Below are 14651 nucleotides of genomic sequence, written 5' to 3' on the forward strand. Positions count from 1 at the left end.
TCCGCCTTCCGCCTTCCGCCTTCCGCCTTCCGCCTAAAAATCGGGCAAAGATAAGCTTTTAAAACCTTTAAATAAAGGCTGTAATTTGTGGCAGATCGATATTTTATCTAAGTTTAACAAAAATTACAGATCACACACATGGAAGATTTAGAACAAGACGTGCCTCAGGAGGTAAAATTAATCGTTACCGAAGAAATGCGGAGCTATCTTTACGATATTACAAAATGGGCCAAATTCTTATCGATTGTTGGTTTTATATTTGCCGCATTTATCATTTTGGCAGCACTAAGCATACCTTCAATTATTTCGGGAAACCCGGGCCTGGCTAAACAGTTTGCTCCGCTGGGGCAGGGAGGTGCAACCATCGTAACGGTTGTTTATTTGCTATTGGGTTTGTTTTATTTCTATCCGAGCATTTTATTGTTCAGATTGGCCAATAAGGGAAAACAAGGCGTATTATTTGGCGATCAGGAAAGTTTAGATACCGCTATATTGAGTTTGAAATCCCTGTTTAAATTTTGGGGAATCATTACCATCGCCGTTATTGTCGGCTATTTTTTACTGGTATTCTTAGTAGGGGCAGGCCTGGCTGTACGTTAAAATAAATACAGCGCATAAAAAAGCCTTTGCAATTTTTACTTTGCAAAGGCTTTTTTGTGAAATTATATTACTTAGAAAGAAAAATCATCACCTGATCTGCTATGTTCTCCGTTTTCTGAATATTCGTAACGTTTTTCAACCACATCCTGGTGGGTTTTGATATAATCAACAGTTTCGTTCAGGCCCTCAGCAAATTTTTCGAAATCTTCTTTGTATAAAAAGATTTTATGTTTTACAAATACACCGTCTTCTAATCTTTTCTTGCTTTCGGTAACTGTTAAATAATAATCACCCGATCTCGTAGCCTTCACGTCGAAGAAATAAGTTCTCTTACCTGCTCTTACTTTCTTTGAAAAAACTTCTTCTCTTTCCTTGTTGTCGAATTCTCCCATGGTTGGTATTGATGTTGGTTTTTGGTTTCGGTAAATATAAAGCAAATATTTAAAGTTCAAAATACAATTTTAATACAATTTAAAACGTGCGGCTTTCTTCTTCTAAAAGTTGGTTGTTATAAAGCTCCGTATAACTGCCATTTTTACTAAGTAATTCATTGTGTGTGCCTTGTTCGATGATTTTTCCGTCATCGAGCACTAAAATTTTATCCGCATTTTTTATGGTAGAAATTCTGTGAGCAACTAAAATACTGGTTTTTCCATGCATAATTTTACCCAGGTTTTGTAAGATTTCTTCCTCTGTTTTCGTGTCAACTGCCGAAAGACAATCGTCGAAAATTAAAATTTTAGGTGATTTGATCAGCGCCCGGGCAATAGAAACACGCTGCTTTTGTCCGCCGGAGAGCGTTATACCCCGTTCGCCGAGCATGGTTTCGAACTTTTCGTCAAAATCGATAATGTTGTTATAAACCGATGCATTTTTGGCCGCTGTGTAAACTTCCTCATCCGTAACCGTATCTAAACCAAAGGCGATGTTGTTTTTAATTGTATCCGAAAAAAGGAAAACTTCTTGTGGTACAAAGCCAATTTGCCCGCGGTAATCTTTCAGGTTCAATGCCTTGATATTTTTACCATCAACATCAATCTGGCCGTTTTCTACGTCGTACATCCGCATAATCAGGTTGGCTAATGTAGATTTTCCCGAGCCGGTTTTACCAATAATTGCAACAAATTCGCCGCTTTTTATTTCAAAACTTACATTTTTGAGTGCTTCTATGCCAGTATCCGGATAAGTAAAGCTTACCTGGTCGAATTTAATATTTCCTGCCAATTCGCGATCATCAGTTTCAGTCGACTGGATATCGGAAGGAATGTCCAGAAATTCGTTAATCCTTTTTTGTGATGCCGCCGCTCTTTGTATTAACGAAGTTACCCAGCCCAGCATCGTTACCGGAAAAGTTAACTGGTTAATGTAAATGATAAATTCGGCAATATTACCGGCAGTAATACTGCCATTCATTACCTGTATACCGCCAATATATATGGTTAAAATAGTACTCAGGCCAATGAGCAGCAACATGGTAGGGTAAAACAAAGCCGAAACCCTTACCAAACCCATTGAATCTTTTTTATACTCATTACTCTGTATTTCGAACATGTTGCGCGTATAATCTTCACGCACATACGATTTAATAATCCTGATACCCGAAAAGCGTTCCTGAACAAAACTCGACAGGTCTGATAAACGCTCCTGTATCTTTCCACTCTTTTTAAAGATAAGCGTGTTTACATAATAGATAATGATCACCAGAAAGGGCAGGGGAAGTAAACAGTAGATGGCCAGTTTGGAGTTTACATCAAACATCGACCAGATTATGAGCACAGATAATACAAAGGTGTTAATGGTGTACATGATGGCCGGGCCAACATACATCCGTACGCGGTTCACATCTTCAGTAGCCCGGTTCATTAAATCGCCGGTGTTGTTGCGGCGGTAAAAACCTAAACTCAGCTCCTGATAATGCTGATAAATATCGTTTTTCATATCGAATTCAATATGCCGCGACATTAAAATAATAGTTTGCCGCATAAAGAATAAAAACAAACCACGCATTAAATAAAGTGCTATAACCAGTAAGCCAAAGTATAACAGGTTGCTGCTAAAAATATCGTAAATAATAGCCTGACGGTCAAAACCGCTAAACAGGTTAAAAATCTGGATATTTTCAGTAATCAGGTCAACAGCATAGCCAATCACCTGGGCAGGCACTACACCAAAAATATTCGAAATTACTACGAAAATACTCCCCGGAATAATCCACCACTTGTATTTTAGAAAGTACTTATTTAATCGGCTCAGATGTTTCATGTAGTACAAACTTAGATAAATTTGTTATTTCAAACAGCATATTTATGTATCGGTGTTTAAGCTTTAAAAATTAATGACATATTTTTCTTAAGCCCGGGGCTTTTAGAACTACAAGGTTTAGCACGGCAGAATTAATTTTGTTATAGTTTCGTTAAATACATGTAATAATCGTTTTTTATTCTAATTTTGCAGCAGGTTATCCGAACGTTCATATGCCAGCAAATTCGCAGACAGATTTTTCCATTTTAGATCAATTAAGTGCTTACGGGCATAAAAAGTTGGTTTTTTGCAATGATCCCGACACAGGTTTAAAAGCAATTATTGCGATACACGATACCACATTAGGTCCTGCTTTAGGCGGTACGCGCATGTGGAGCTATGCTACTGAAAGCGAAGCCTTAGAAGATGCCCTCCGTTTATCGCGTGGAATGACCTACAAAGCTGCCATTACAGGTTTAAACCTGGGTGGAGGCAAAGGGGTAATCATTGGCGATTCGAGAAAAGACAAAACCGAAACTTTAATGCGCAGCTATGGCAGGTTTATTAAAAACCTGAATGGCGAATTTATTACAGCTGAGGAAATGGGGACCAATACGCGCGATATGGAATATATCCGCATGGAAACCAATTATGTTACCGGAGTGCCCGAATCAATAGGTGGTGCCGGCAATCCCGCTCCATTTACCGCACAAGGCGTATACTTAGGCATTAAAGCCAGCGTTAAAGAAGTTTTCGGAACAGATATGCTTGCCGGAAGAACCATTGTGGTGCAAGGGATTGGTAATGTGGGCGAACATTTGGTAGCACTTTTAAGAAAAGAAAACGCCGAAGTTTTAATCAGCGATATTAATCAGGAGCAACTCACTTACGTAGCCCGCAAGTATAAGGCAAAGCCAATTGAGGCTGATAAGATTTTTACTACCGAAGCCGATGTTTACGCACCATGTGCAATGGGGGCTACGGTGAACAACAAAACTATCGAAAAAATGAAATTTGCAATTATTGCAGGTTCAGCAAACAATCAGTTAAAAGATGAGGTTGTAGATAGCGAATTGTTGTTGAAAAAAGGAATTTTATTTGCACCAGATTATTTAATCAACGCCGGAGGCTTAATTTCATGCTATTCTGAACTGACTGGTTTTGGTAAAAAACGTACTGTGCAGCTTACCGAGAATATTTACGATGCCACACGTAGTGTAATTAAGTTAAGCAAGGCCGAAAATATCTCAACAAATATTGCTGCTAACCGCATTGCCGAAAAACGGATTGCAGATATTAAAAAAATTAAATCATCATATTAAATAATAATTACTAAAACAGGTTTAAAAAACCACACTCGTTCTTACATTCATGTTAAACAGAAGGCACTTAAGAATCAAAGCTTTGCAAAACATTTTTGCATGGCACATGGCAGACAAAAAAGACATTAAAGGCGATTTAAAAACTTTAATGCAAAGCATCGACAGCGTGTACGAAATGTACATCTGGATGTTATCTTTATTGGTAGAAGTTACCGAATTTACTGCTAACGACGCTGCAGAGCGCGCAAACAAACACATTAAAACAGCTGAGGATATTAATCCGAACATGAAATTGCTGCACAATAAGTTTAGTGTTTTATTGCAGCAAAACCCTGATTATGCAGCAGCGGTAAAAAAATACAAGGTAGACTGGGGTTTCGATCCTGAAATCCGTAAAACCGTTTATAATGCCTTAAAAGCATCAAAAGAGTATGCCGATTATCTTGCCGATCCGAATGAAAGTTTAGAATCATCTAAAGATATCATCAAATACATTTTCCGTAAAATTATCTTAAAAAGTCAGGCTATTATCCAGGTTTTTGAAGAGAAATTTATCAACTGGCAGGTAGATCATGAGGTAATGAAAGGTATGGTGGCCAAAACCCTGAAAAACTTTACTTCAGAAGATCCTTTCAAAAACAAACTCACCGAAATTAGTGCCGATTGGGTAGAAGACAGCAAATTTGTACAGGATCTTTTTGTGCATACCCTGCAAAACGATGCCAAATACCAGGAAATGATTGCCGACAGAACTAAAAACTGGGAATCGGAACGTATTGCTTTAATGGATACCATTTTGATGAAAATGGCCATCTGCGAACTTTTGAATTTCCCGTCTATCCCGGTAAAAGTTACCATTAATGAGTACCTTGAGCTTTCAAAAGATTACAGTACACCGAAAAGTAATTCGTTTATTAACGGTATTTTAGACAAAATTTTAGGCGATCTTAAGAAAAATAATACCATTAAAAAGATTGGCCGCGGATTAATTGAAGACTAAAAAATGAAGAAAATATTTATCCTGGCCATTGCTGCGATTTCATTTACAGCTTGCCGCAATGCAAATAACCAAACTTCAGAAACCGCTTCGGCAGTTTCGGTTGGAAACGATACTTCAAAAACTGCTAAAGTTGCACCTGCAGATGCACCCGTTATTGTTTTCGAACGTGATATTTACGATTTCGGAAAAATAGAGCAGGGCGAAAAAGTTAAGCACGACTTTAAACTGAAAAACACCGGTAAAAGCCCGCTTATCGTTTCAAATGCAACTGCAACCTGTGGTTGTACCGTTCCTCAGGTGCCTGGCGAGCCTATTTTGCCCGGTAAAGAAGGTATTATCAGCGTAGTATTTAACAGCGAAGGTAAAATGGGTATGCAGGATAAAGTGGTAACCGTTACATCAAATGCCAACCCAACCACAACTACCGTACATTTGGTAGGTGAGGTGCTGGCTAAAAAATAAACTGGTTGATGGTTTGATAACCTGTCTTTCGGCATAATTATAACCATCAACTACTCACAAAAACAAATAAAACAAGAAATGACATTAACAGTAATTTTACAGGCAGCAGGCGGCGGTATGTTAGGTACAATTGTACCTATGGTACTAATCATGGTAGTTTTCTACTTCTTCATGATCCGTCCGCAGGTTAAAAAGGCAAAAGATCATAAAAAATTAGTAGCAGAATTGGGTAAAGGCGATAAAGTAATTACCACTGCAGGTATTCATGGCAAAATTGTAGATTTAAACGAAACTACTTTCTTAATTGAAGTAGAAAGTGGCGCTAAAATCCGTTTCGATAAATCGGCAGTTTCTTTAGATGCTACAAAAGCAGTTACTGCAGCTAAAGCTTAAGTTTTTAAATCTGAGATAATGAAAAAGCCATCCAAAAGATGGCTTTTTCTAGTTTAGCGCGTTGGCAAATTAATATTAATTGTATATTTTACCCTCACTGGAATACCATGCTGCATTCCGGGTATCCATTTTGGGCAGCTATTTAGAACCCTCTCCGCTTCTTCCTGAGTGCCATATCCTAAATTATTCTTAAACTCATAATTAGTTAAACTGCCATCTTTTTCCACCACAAAGGTGATATAAAGCCTCCCTCTAACTCCATTTTCTTCCGCTTCCTGAGGTAATTTATAATTCCAGTTCAAATATTGGTAAAATTCTGCAATTCCCTTTTTAAATTCTGGCTTTTGATCTATTTCACGGTATTTTATCTGTTTGCCATTTTTTAAGGTACTCCTTCCTGATTTAAAAATCCCGTTTTCATAGATTTCCTCATAGCTACCCTTATCGCTGGTTCCTTTCCATATACCGTTTTTATAACCATCAAGGTAATTTCCCTCTTCTGTTAGCCCTTCCTTGTCAGTCCCTTTGTAAGTGCCATTACCATCTTTAATGAATTGATTGCCCAAGGAATCTATTCCCGTTACCCATTTTCGCTGTTGTTTATCTGGATTGTTCGCCAGTTCATCGTATACAAACAGATTTTGAAGTTTTCCGTTATCATAGTAGTAAATACATTCTCCGCTAAGTTTTCCATTTTTGAAATTAATTTTCGAAACTAAGACACCTTGTTTATTATAGCTCAGGCAAAGCCCTTCATAAACAATATATGGATCAAATTTCGAAATGCTGGCTGATGTTTTTGCTTTATTATCAGGGTAAAACTCGAATAACCTGTATATTGACGGTGTATCGGTTTCTTCTATAATTCTTTTGTAATCATAATCGTCTTTGTTAACAGTAATTGTGTCTTTTTTGAAGTAAGAAACCACTGTTTGTTTTTGAGCATAGGAGCTAAGCAATAATGTTGTAGCAATTACTAATAATATATACTTTTTCATGTTGTTTGTTTATCTCCTGCGAATATAGTTATCAGTTTACGCTCTTGCTGTATACTTCATTAATTTATCATTAAGTATATTAGTTTTTGAGCAGCTATTTAGTTTTGTTACATTTGGCATTATTGGTTCAGAGATTAAAAATTTCTATGCTCATCTACCTTAAATTGTGCTATGCCCTTTATTAGATTAACTAAAATTGAAAAAAGACGTGTATTCAGCTTATTAGCCTGCTTATTGCTGGCCATTGCTGCATGGCTTTTTATGGCACTGAATAATAAATATATCTATACTGCCAAAACCGTTCTGGTATTCAAAAATACCCCAACCAAAAGGGCATTTTATCCATTGCAATCAGATACGATAGATTTACAGGTAGAAGGTACAGGCTGGCAATTGCTGTTTGCCAGGTTAAGGATTAGTCCACCTTCGGTTTCGGTTAACTTAAGTCAGCTCAATACCAAAGATTTTATCGTATTTTCCGATCAGCTGTTTAACATTAACAGGCAATTGGAAAGTACGCAAAAGGTAATTTCAGTTAAGCCCGATACACTGTATTTCGATTTTACGAAGCGAATAGTGAAGAAAGTGCCGGTAAAACTGATTGACAGGCTTGATTTTGTAAAACAATATGGTGTCTCGAGCGAAATTATCCTCAACCCTAAGTTTGTAAAAGTAGCTGGACCGGTAGAAGAACTGGCCAAAATTAAGAGCTGGCCAACCGATACGTTAAAACTGGATAAAATACAGGGAAGCACCACCGTAAGGATAGGTTTGCAGCATAGCATCCATAAAAACGTAAGCATTTATCCTTCTTCGGTGGAGGTGAAGCTCCCTGTAGATGAGTTTACCGAGAAAACGATAGAAGTGCCGTTAAAACTAATCAATAACAGGAATTACAACAGCATTAAACTTTACCCTAAAAAAATTAAAGTAACCTTTCTGGTTGCCCTAAGCAATTACGATCAGGTAGACGATAGCTTTATTAGCGCAACTGTTGATGCTGATGAATGGCAAAACTTAAAGCATCGCCAGTTTACTGTTAAAATAACCCAATTTCCTGATTATTGTAAATTGGTGAGTGTAATGCCCTCCAAAATAGATTTCATAGTAGAAAAATAATGTATAAAGTAGGTATAACAGGTGGTATTGGCAGTGGTAAAACTACTGCATGTAAAGTTTTTGAAGTGCTGGGAATCCCTGTGTTTTATGCCGATACTGTTGCCAAAGAGATCATGTGTAAAGATGCCGTATTAGTGGCGGGGGTTAAAGCTGCCTTTGGCAACGAAAGTTATTTTGAAGATGGAAAACTGAATAATAAACACATTGCTGGCATTGTTTTTAACAATGAAACAGCACTTAAACAACTCAATGCGCTGGTACATCCGGCAGTTTTTCGTGCATTCGATGCCTGGGAAGCTACAATTCCATCAGGTACGCCATACACCTTAAAAGAAGCCGCTTTGTTGTTTGAGAGTGGTTCATATAAAATGTGCGATACCAACATTCTGGTAACTGCCCCTTATGATCTTAAACTGAAAAGGGTAATGCAGCGTGATGGCGTTTCGGCAGAGCAGGTTAAAGCCCGTATGGATAAGCAACTTAGCGATGAAGAGAAATCGAAACTGGCCAATCATTTTATCGTTAATGACGAACAGCAATCTATTATCGAACAGGTTTTAGCTTTACACCAGCAATTTTTAAAGGCTGCAGAAGCGCTCAAAAGCATCAATGTTTAACTATCTACTCTAATCCTATAATCTTTAAATCTTTTTATCTTACTTGTGATTTTAGCAGATTTTATTACCATTACCCCAACGGGTTTATATTGCGTTTACGGCGATTTTTACCTCGATCCCCAACAGCCGGTAAAAGAAGCAGTAGTTTCTCATGCGCACGGCGATCATGCAATAGGTGGTAGCCAAAATGTGTACTGCACTGCAGCTACTGAAGCTTTTATGAAACACCGTTACCGTAAATTTGCAGCTGTTGATTTTTATGTTAAAGCTTATCACCAATCATTTAAAATAAAAGAGGTAAGCATTACTTTTTTCTCAGCCGGGCATATTTTAGGCTCAGCGCAGGTTTTGATGGAATATAAAGGCGTTAAATACCTTTATACCGGCGATTATAAAATAGAGCCGGATACTACTTGCGAGCCATTCGAATTTGTTAAGGCTGATGTGCTCATTACTGAAAGTACTTTTGCCAACCCTGATACCAAACACCCTTTGGCGGTAGAGGAGATTAAGAAACTCAATTTAACCAATGCCAATATTATGCTGGGCGCTTATGCCTTGGGTAAGAGTCAGCGGATTATTCAGTTGCTGAGCGAATATTGCCCGACTAAAAATGTAATGGTTCATCACAGCATTATGCCTTTTGTTAAAATTTACGAAGAGTACGGCATGAAACTGGGCAGTTACAAAATGTACGACCGCAAAGTGATGAAAAATAATCACGAATACCAGGTGTATATTGTGCCGCCAATGGTTTTTCACAGCTATCATAAGGCTATTAATGTAGTTAGGGCTTTTGCTTCAGGCTGGAAGAACCTGCAGCAACAAAATGGCATATCGCTTTACATTTCTGATCATGCGGATTGGGATGCCATTTTAGAAACCATTAAAAAGGTAGAACCACAGCAGGTATGGACTTTGCATGGTGATGGCAAACAGCTGAGAGATTATTTTGCAGGTAAACTGGAAGTTAAAATATTAAATTAGTCATAAGTTGTTCATTATGAGTTTGTTTAAGGGTATTTAGCTATCAAAAAATCAAATGAACATTCAACCATTCAAAACTAAGCATGAAGGAAGGCGAAGACTTTTATTTTAACGAAGCAGGTTTAATGGTTTTTACCGAAGCGTATCATTTAAAGCGTGGTTATTGCTGTAAAAACAAGTGCAAACACTGTCCCTGGAGTTTTGGGAAGCAGAAAGAGAAGAAGTGATTAAGTTTAGCAATTTGCAGTAGGCAGTTTGCAGTTAAGCTTAAAGAAGTCAAGTTTTAATATTACTTTGTGTATAAAAGGAGCGCAAACTTGACTTCTTTTTAGCTACTATACGTTAAACTGCACACGCTCATAAATATCAGCTAAAGCTACATCAAATCCCATCGAAACAAAGGTTAGGGTATCAGAAATTTCTTTGTGTTCATTTAGCGTCCAGTTTTTTGCTTCATTAATGTGATATGCCTCTACTGAAATTGATTCAGAATCAATCATAATGTATTCTTGTAATGATGGAATATCTTTATAAAGGTTAAATTTTTTGCCCCTGTCGTAATGTTTGGTTGAAGGGGATAGGATTTCAATAATCACTGTTGGAGAAATAAAGGTTTCTTCATCAAGATTGCTATGCTGTAAACCGTTGCAATAAATAGAAATATCAGGATAGGTGAATAAGGTGTTCTCTGGAATATTCATTCGCATATCACTTCCGTAAGGTCTGCAGGACTTGTTCTTTAGTCTGTTACCCAATTCTATAAAAACATTACTAAAAATTTTATTGTGATTAAGTCCGGCACCCGACATGGCAAATATCTCACCTTGATAATATTCATGTTTCACCGTCGATGGTTTTTCCATTGCCAGATATTCTTCAACCGTATAATGTCTTTTATGATACGCTACAGCAGGTTCATTTACAATGTTTTCCATACACGAATTTAATTCATTCTGACCAGATACTATAAATTTAAACGATTATAAACGTTTAAAACCGGCTGTAGGGGCTGATTACCCGAAAATGGCTAAGCAATTGTTTAAATTGCTCAACTGAAAACTGAAAACTGTCAACTGGAAAACTGATCTAATGCCCGGCGAAGAAGCCGATCAAGGCTACTCCAATTCCCAATAATACAGCAATCATTTTACGGGTGTTAATTTTATGATCGGCACTCGATTCGAATAGGATAGTGGTAGAAATATGCAGGAAGATACCAATTACAATGCCCATAATTTTGTTAAAATAAGCATCTACTCCACCAATACTTCCGTTGCTGAGGCCTACGCTTACATAAAAGCCAAGCGGAGCCATTACCGCGAAAATGATCAGGTATAACAGGATACTGCTCTTTTTAAAGTGGTTTTGCATTAAAATGCTCGCTAAAGCAAATGCAGCCGGGATATGGTGTAAAGAAATACCAAAAATAAGTTCGTTATGCTGTTCTTTTGCTAGCGGCATTCCTTCTAAAAATGCATGCAGGCAAAGGCTAATCATAATCCCGAACGGGAAAACATGCCCGTCGTGGTGTTTATGGATATGGCCATGCTCTACACCTTCCGAAAATTGTTCTAAGAAAACCTGTAAAAGGAACCCCACCAGAATAAAAATACCAATTTGCGCTTTATCCGGCCCGCTGTAAGCATCGGGGATCAGATGCAAAACCGTAATGGCAAATAAATACGCGCCGCTAAAAGATAAAATGAGCTTGAGCAGTTTCGATTTATCACTTTTAACTAAAAAAATGGCCGTTCCACCTAAAAAGGCGCAAAAGAAGAGTACACAGAGTTTCCAGATTTCCATAGGTTAAAAATCAGGTTGTAATTTTTTAAATATTCTCGAACAAATTAGGCCAATGGTTATCCCTAAAAAAGCACCAGTTGTTACATCAACAGGGTAGTGCACGCCTACGTATACCTGTGCAAAACTGATAATAAAGGCCCAGAATATTCCGATTGGTAAAATGGGTTTCCAGCGACTGTAAAAAAGGCAGATTAAAAATACTGCAATGGCAAAATGGTTGGTAGCATGGGCCGAAGGAAAGCTTAGTCCGCTGCCACAAGGTACACGGTGTATAATCTCGTTGGCCAGGCTCATATCGTTACAGGGGCGCACCCTCGAAACTAAAGGTTTTACCACCCTCGAAGCAATTAAATCGCCCATGGCAAAGGTAAAAAGTACCATTCCAATGATATAGTAGCCCTGTTTTTTATATTGCTTGATGCAAAAAACTACGATAAAAAGGTATAATGGCGACCAAAAAAAACGGTTACGCATTAAGGGCATTAACCAGTCAAAAAAGCTGTTCGAAAGTCCGCGGTGGATTTTTAAAAACAAATCTACATCAAATTGTTGTATGCTTTCTATCATGCTTTTTTGCAAATTAAAATTAAGCGATCTGAGTCCGATTCATTAAAATCATCGAGTGCATAGCTGCCAAAGGTTTTTTCGATTACCATTCCCGCTTTGGCTAGCATACGTTCAAAATCTTCAAAACTAAATGCCTGTACGCGCTCTTCGAAATTGTAAACCTTTTTGTTGTCTTCGAAATTTATTTTCTTGATAATTTTTCCGTCAACCACATTTTTGGTAATGTTAAAAGTGATTCCATCAAGCGATTTGCTTTCGCATGAATTTAAATTGCGGATAATTTTTTCGGTATTAAAATAATCTAAAACCAAAATCCCTTTGGCTGTTAAGCATTTTCTAAAGGTTTTTAAGGCATTTACATGGTCTTTCTCTGTATCAAAATAGCCAAAACTGGTAAACAGGTTTAGCGCGATATCAAAATAATTGATGTAGAACAGCCTTCGCATATCGTGCACCAGAAAATGCAGTTTGCTGTTTTCGAACTGTTTGGCGTATTTAATGCTCTGCTCAGATAAATCTATGCCGGTAACATCAAAACCCTTTTTGTTGAGGTAAATGGAGTGGCGCCCCTTTCCACAGGCTATATCCAGCATTTTTGCATCCTCATTTGGCTGGAGGTACTGCGTAAGGTTATCGATAAAAAATTCGGCTTCGGCATCATTCCTTTGCTGGTAGAGAATATGATAATATGGCGAATTAAACCAATATTGAAACCACTTGCGTTGCATATATAGCCTTTTATGTTTTGGAATTTGCAAATATAAGCTTTTGTGGTCGCTCCTAAAGTTTTCGGTGTCTTTTATGCAACATTATTGCATAAAAATTAATAAGCCGCTGGCTTACAGATTTACATTCGCAATTTTTTTTGGGGGACTTGGGAAAGAAAACCTGCACCCACCTGATTTTTTTATCAATAGACTTAAAAACTGAACACACGTTTGATTTTGATAACCGCGCTATTTCTATCGGATATATCGCATTAACCGATATAAAATCAATGTAAATAAACCATTTTGAGGGCGCTTGAGATACTGGCTATTTTGTTTTTTTTGCTATTTTTGAACCTCAAATAAATTATACACAGTGACTTTAATAAAATCAATTTCAGGAATACGAGGAACCATAGGTGGACGAGCTGGCGACGGCTTAACTCCATTTGATATTGTGAAATTTACCGCTGCTTTTGGAAGCTGGGTAGTAAACAAAACAGGCAATAAAAGAATAGTTTTAGGCCGTGATGCGCGTATCTCGGGCGAGATGGTGAACAATCTGGTTATTGGAACCTTGCAGGGCCTGGGTATCGAAGTAATCGATTTAGGTTTATCAACCACACCAACTGTTGAAGTAGCCGTACCAGACGAAAATGCTGGTGGTGGTATTATTTTAACAGCCAGCCACAATCCAAAACAGTGGAATGCCTTGAAATTACTGAACGCAAAAGGCGAATTTATTTCTGATGCCGATGGTAAAGAGGTTTTAGATCTTGCTGAAAGCGCTGATTTCGATTTCGCTGATGTAGATAAATTAGGTAAAGTAATTAAAAACGATACTTATCTGCAAAAACACATTGATAAAGTATTGGCTTTGCCACTGGTTGATGTAGAAGCCATTAAAAAAGCCGATTTTAAAGTCGTAATTGATTGTGTAAACTCAACAGGTGGTATTTTTATCCCAGCTTTATTAAAAGCTTTAGGTGTAAGTAAAGTGGTAGAATTATATTGTACACCAGACGGACACTTCCCGCACAATCCGGAGCCTTTACCAGAGAATTTAACCGAAATATCGAAAGAAGTTCAAAAACAAAATGCCGATTTAGGGATTGTAGTTGACCCTGATGTTGACCGTTTATGTTTTGTAAACGAAGATGGCAGCATGTTTGGCGAAGAATATACCCTGGTTGCTGTAGCCGATTACGTATTAAAAAATACCCCTGGAAACACTGTTTCTAACCTTTCGTCAACCCGTGCGCTTCGCGATGTTACTGAGGCAGCAGGTGCAGAATACAACGCATCGGCAGTAGGCGAGGTAAACGTGGTAAATAAAATGAAAGCCACCAATGCCATTATCGGTGGTGAAGGAAACGGTGGTATCATTTATCCTGAATCGCACTACGGTAGAGATGCTTTGGTAGGTATCGCCTTGTTTTTAACGCATTTAGCTAAGTTTGGTAAATCTATTTCAGTACTTAGGGCCAGCTATCCGCAATACCACATTTCTAAAAATAAAATTACCCTTACGCCGGAAATGGATATCGATAATTTATTGAAACAGGTAGAAGAAAAATATAAAAGTCAGCCTTATAGCACAATTGACGGATTAAAGATAGAATTTGATAAAACTTGGGTACATTTGCGCCGTTCTAACACTGAACCGATCATCAGGATCTACAGTGAAGCAGAAAATGAAACCATTGCCGAGAATCTGGCAAACAAGATCATTTCTGACATAAAAGAAATATTACACCTTTAACCAGTTTGTGATCAATACAATTTGATCAAAACTAAACGAGGTAAAAAGCCGTGATTTAAATCAAATTAAATCA

The 14651-nt window shown here is 37.7% G+C and carries 17 protein-coding genes; 10 read left to right on the forward strand and 7 right to left on the reverse strand.

Annotation, left to right across the window (positions count from 1 at the left end; all coding sequences use genetic code 11):
• Positions 1–138 precede the first annotated feature (138 nt).
• Positions 139–600 carry a DUF5362 family protein gene (locus BLR37_RS18740; protein ID WP_052266370.1) on the forward strand — a complete coding sequence of 154 codons (462 nt, stop codon included), beginning with the start codon at positions 139–141 and terminating at the stop codon, positions 598–600.
• A gap of 71 nt (positions 601–671) precedes the next feature.
• On the opposite strand, the gene BLR37_RS18745 is transcribed toward BLR37_RS18740, so the two are convergent.
• Complete coding sequence (locus BLR37_RS18745) at positions 672–992, reverse strand: DUF3276 family protein (protein ID WP_039480137.1); 321 nt, start codon at positions 990–992, stop codon at positions 672–674.
• A gap of 79 nt (positions 993–1071) precedes the next feature.
• Positions 1072–2862 carry an ABC transporter ATP-binding protein gene (locus tag BLR37_RS18750; protein WP_090771248.1) on the reverse strand — a complete coding sequence of 597 codons (1791 nt, stop codon included), beginning with the start codon at positions 2860–2862 and terminating at the stop codon, positions 1072–1074.
• A gap of 212 nt (positions 2863–3074) precedes the next feature.
• Between BLR37_RS18750 and BLR37_RS18755 the strand changes: the two genes are divergently transcribed.
• From BLR37_RS18755 to yajC, 4 genes are all read left to right on the forward strand, one after another.
• A complete protein-coding gene (locus BLR37_RS18755) occupies positions 3075–4163 on the forward strand; it encodes a Glu/Leu/Phe/Val family dehydrogenase (RefSeq protein WP_090771250.1) in 1089 nt (362 codons plus the stop codon).
• Between the two features lie 49 nt (positions 4164–4212).
• Positions 4213–5163 carry a transcription antitermination factor NusB gene (nusB, locus tag BLR37_RS18760; protein WP_090771252.1) on the forward strand — a complete coding sequence of 317 codons (951 nt, stop codon included), beginning with the start codon at positions 4213–4215 and terminating at the stop codon, positions 5161–5163.
• A 3-nt stretch (positions 5164–5166) separates the two neighbouring features.
• Positions 5167–5625, forward strand: coding sequence for a DUF1573 domain-containing protein (locus BLR37_RS18765; protein WP_090771254.1), 459 nt, complete (start codon positions 5167–5169; stop codon positions 5623–5625).
• A 78-nt stretch (positions 5626–5703) separates the two neighbouring features.
• Positions 5704–6018 carry a preprotein translocase subunit YajC gene (yajC, locus tag BLR37_RS18770; protein WP_090771256.1) on the forward strand — a complete coding sequence of 105 codons (315 nt, stop codon included), beginning with the start codon at positions 5704–5706 and terminating at the stop codon, positions 6016–6018.
• A gap of 53 nt (positions 6019–6071) precedes the next feature.
• On the opposite strand, the gene BLR37_RS18775 is transcribed toward yajC, so the two are convergent.
• On the reverse strand, positions 6072–7016 hold the full coding sequence (locus BLR37_RS18775) for an energy transducer TonB (RefSeq protein WP_090771258.1): 945 nt from the start codon (positions 7014–7016) through the stop codon (positions 6072–6074).
• 171 nt (positions 7017–7187) lie between these two features.
• Between BLR37_RS18775 and BLR37_RS18780 the strand changes: the two genes are divergently transcribed.
• The 4 genes from BLR37_RS18780 (at position 7188) to BLR37_RS25420 (ending at position 9966) form a co-directional block, all read left to right on the forward strand.
• Positions 7188–8135 (forward strand): YbbR-like domain-containing protein, encoded by a 948-nt coding sequence (locus BLR37_RS18780; protein WP_244154698.1) that lies wholly within the window; start codon positions 7188–7190, stop codon positions 8133–8135.
• Positions 8135–8752 carry a dephospho-CoA kinase gene (gene coaE / locus BLR37_RS18785; protein WP_090771260.1) on the forward strand — a complete coding sequence of 206 codons (618 nt, stop codon included), beginning with the start codon at positions 8135–8137 and terminating at the stop codon, positions 8750–8752. The genes BLR37_RS18780 and coaE overlap by 1 nt, the downstream gene beginning before the upstream one ends.
• A 45-nt stretch (positions 8753–8797) precedes the next feature.
• On the forward strand, positions 8798–9739 hold the full coding sequence (locus BLR37_RS18790) for an exonuclease (protein WP_090771262.1): 942 nt from the start codon (positions 8798–8800) through the stop codon (positions 9737–9739).
• An 83-nt stretch (positions 9740–9822) separates the two neighbouring features.
• Entirely contained in the window at positions 9823–9966 is a 144-nt protein-coding gene (locus BLR37_RS25420; RefSeq protein WP_167356647.1) for a C1orf53 family protein, read from the forward strand.
• A gap of 108 nt (positions 9967–10074) precedes the next feature.
• Here BLR37_RS25420 and BLR37_RS18795 read toward each other — a convergent pair whose 3' ends face one another.
• The 4 genes from BLR37_RS18795 to BLR37_RS18810 form a co-directional block, all read right to left on the reverse strand.
• Positions 10075–10674: a Uma2 family endonuclease gene (locus tag BLR37_RS18795; protein ID WP_090771264.1), complete on the reverse strand. Its 600-nt coding sequence runs from the start codon at positions 10672–10674 to the stop codon at positions 10075–10077.
• A gap of 151 nt (positions 10675–10825) precedes the next feature.
• Positions 10826–11542 carry a ZIP family metal transporter gene (locus BLR37_RS18800; protein WP_039480117.1) on the reverse strand — a complete coding sequence of 239 codons (717 nt, stop codon included), beginning with the start codon at positions 11540–11542 and terminating at the stop codon, positions 10826–10828.
• Between the two features lie 3 nt (positions 11543–11545).
• Positions 11546–12109: a phosphatase PAP2 family protein gene (locus tag BLR37_RS18805; RefSeq protein ID WP_090771266.1), complete on the reverse strand. Its 564-nt coding sequence runs from the start codon at positions 12107–12109 to the stop codon at positions 11546–11548.
• Positions 12106–12837: a class I SAM-dependent methyltransferase gene (locus BLR37_RS18810; protein WP_090771268.1), complete on the reverse strand. Its 732-nt coding sequence runs from the start codon at positions 12835–12837 to the stop codon at positions 12106–12108. Before BLR37_RS18810 ends, BLR37_RS18805 begins: the two co-directional genes overlap by 4 nt.
• A 355-nt stretch (positions 12838–13192) precedes the next feature.
• Here BLR37_RS18810 and glmM point away from each other — a divergent pair, with 355 nt between their 5' ends.
• Positions 13193–14578 (forward strand): phosphoglucosamine mutase, encoded by a 1386-nt coding sequence (glmM, locus tag BLR37_RS18815; protein ID WP_090771270.1) that lies wholly within the window; start codon positions 13193–13195, stop codon positions 14576–14578.
• The last annotated feature ends 73 nt before the right edge of the window (positions 14579–14651 follow it).

This window comes from Pedobacter soli (assembly GCF_900101435.1).
In the GTDB taxonomy this organism is placed as follows: domain Bacteria; phylum Bacteroidota; class Bacteroidia; order Sphingobacteriales; family Sphingobacteriaceae; genus Pedobacter; species Pedobacter soli.

Excerpts from the sequence above, each read along its gene's own strand:
- BLR37_RS18745 (WP_039480137.1), bottom strand. The coding sequence starts at position 992 with ATGGGAGAATTCGACAACAAGGAAAGAGAAGAAGTTTTTTCAAAGAAA.
- BLR37_RS18755 (WP_090771250.1), top strand. The coding sequence starts at position 3,075 with ATGCCAGCAAATTCGCAGACAGATTTTTCCATTTTAGATCAATTAAGT.
- BLR37_RS18765 (WP_090771254.1), top strand. The coding sequence starts at position 5,167 with ATGAAGAAAATATTTATCCTGGCCATTGCTGCGATTTCATTTACAGCT.
- BLR37_RS18800 (WP_039480117.1), bottom strand. The coding sequence starts at position 11,542 with ATGGAAATCTGGAAACTCTGTGTACTCTTCTTTTGCGCCTTTTTAGGT.
- BLR37_RS18775 (WP_090771258.1), bottom strand. The coding sequence starts at position 7,016 with ATGAAAAAGTATATATTATTAGTAATTGCTACAACATTATTGCTTAGC.
- BLR37_RS25420 (WP_167356647.1), top strand. The coding sequence starts at position 9,823 with ATGAAGGAAGGCGAAGACTTTTATTTTAACGAAGCAGGTTTAATGGTT.
- BLR37_RS18805 (WP_090771266.1), bottom strand. The coding sequence starts at position 12,109 with ATGATAGAAAGCATACAACAATTTGATGTAGATTTGTTTTTAAAAATC.
- BLR37_RS18780 (WP_244154698.1), top strand. The coding sequence starts at position 7,188 with ATGCCCTTTATTAGATTAACTAAAATTGAAAAAAGACGTGTATTCAGC.
- BLR37_RS18795 (WP_090771264.1), bottom strand. The coding sequence starts at position 10,674 with ATGGAAAACATTGTAAATGAACCTGCTGTAGCGTATCATAAAAGACAT.
- BLR37_RS18810 (WP_090771268.1), bottom strand. The coding sequence starts at position 12,837 with ATGCAACGCAAGTGGTTTCAATATTGGTTTAATTCGCCATATTATCAT.
- coaE (WP_090771260.1), top strand. The coding sequence starts at position 8,135 with ATGTATAAAGTAGGTATAACAGGTGGTATTGGCAGTGGTAAAACTACT.
- BLR37_RS18740 (WP_052266370.1), top strand. The coding sequence starts at position 139 with ATGGAAGATTTAGAACAAGACGTGCCTCAGGAGGTAAAATTAATCGTT.
- yajC (WP_090771256.1), top strand. The coding sequence starts at position 5,704 with ATGACATTAACAGTAATTTTACAGGCAGCAGGCGGCGGTATGTTAGGT.
- nusB (WP_090771252.1), top strand. The coding sequence starts at position 4,213 with ATGTTAAACAGAAGGCACTTAAGAATCAAAGCTTTGCAAAACATTTTT.
- BLR37_RS18750 (WP_090771248.1), bottom strand. The coding sequence starts at position 2,862 with ATGAAACATCTGAGCCGATTAAATAAGTACTTTCTAAAATACAAGTGG.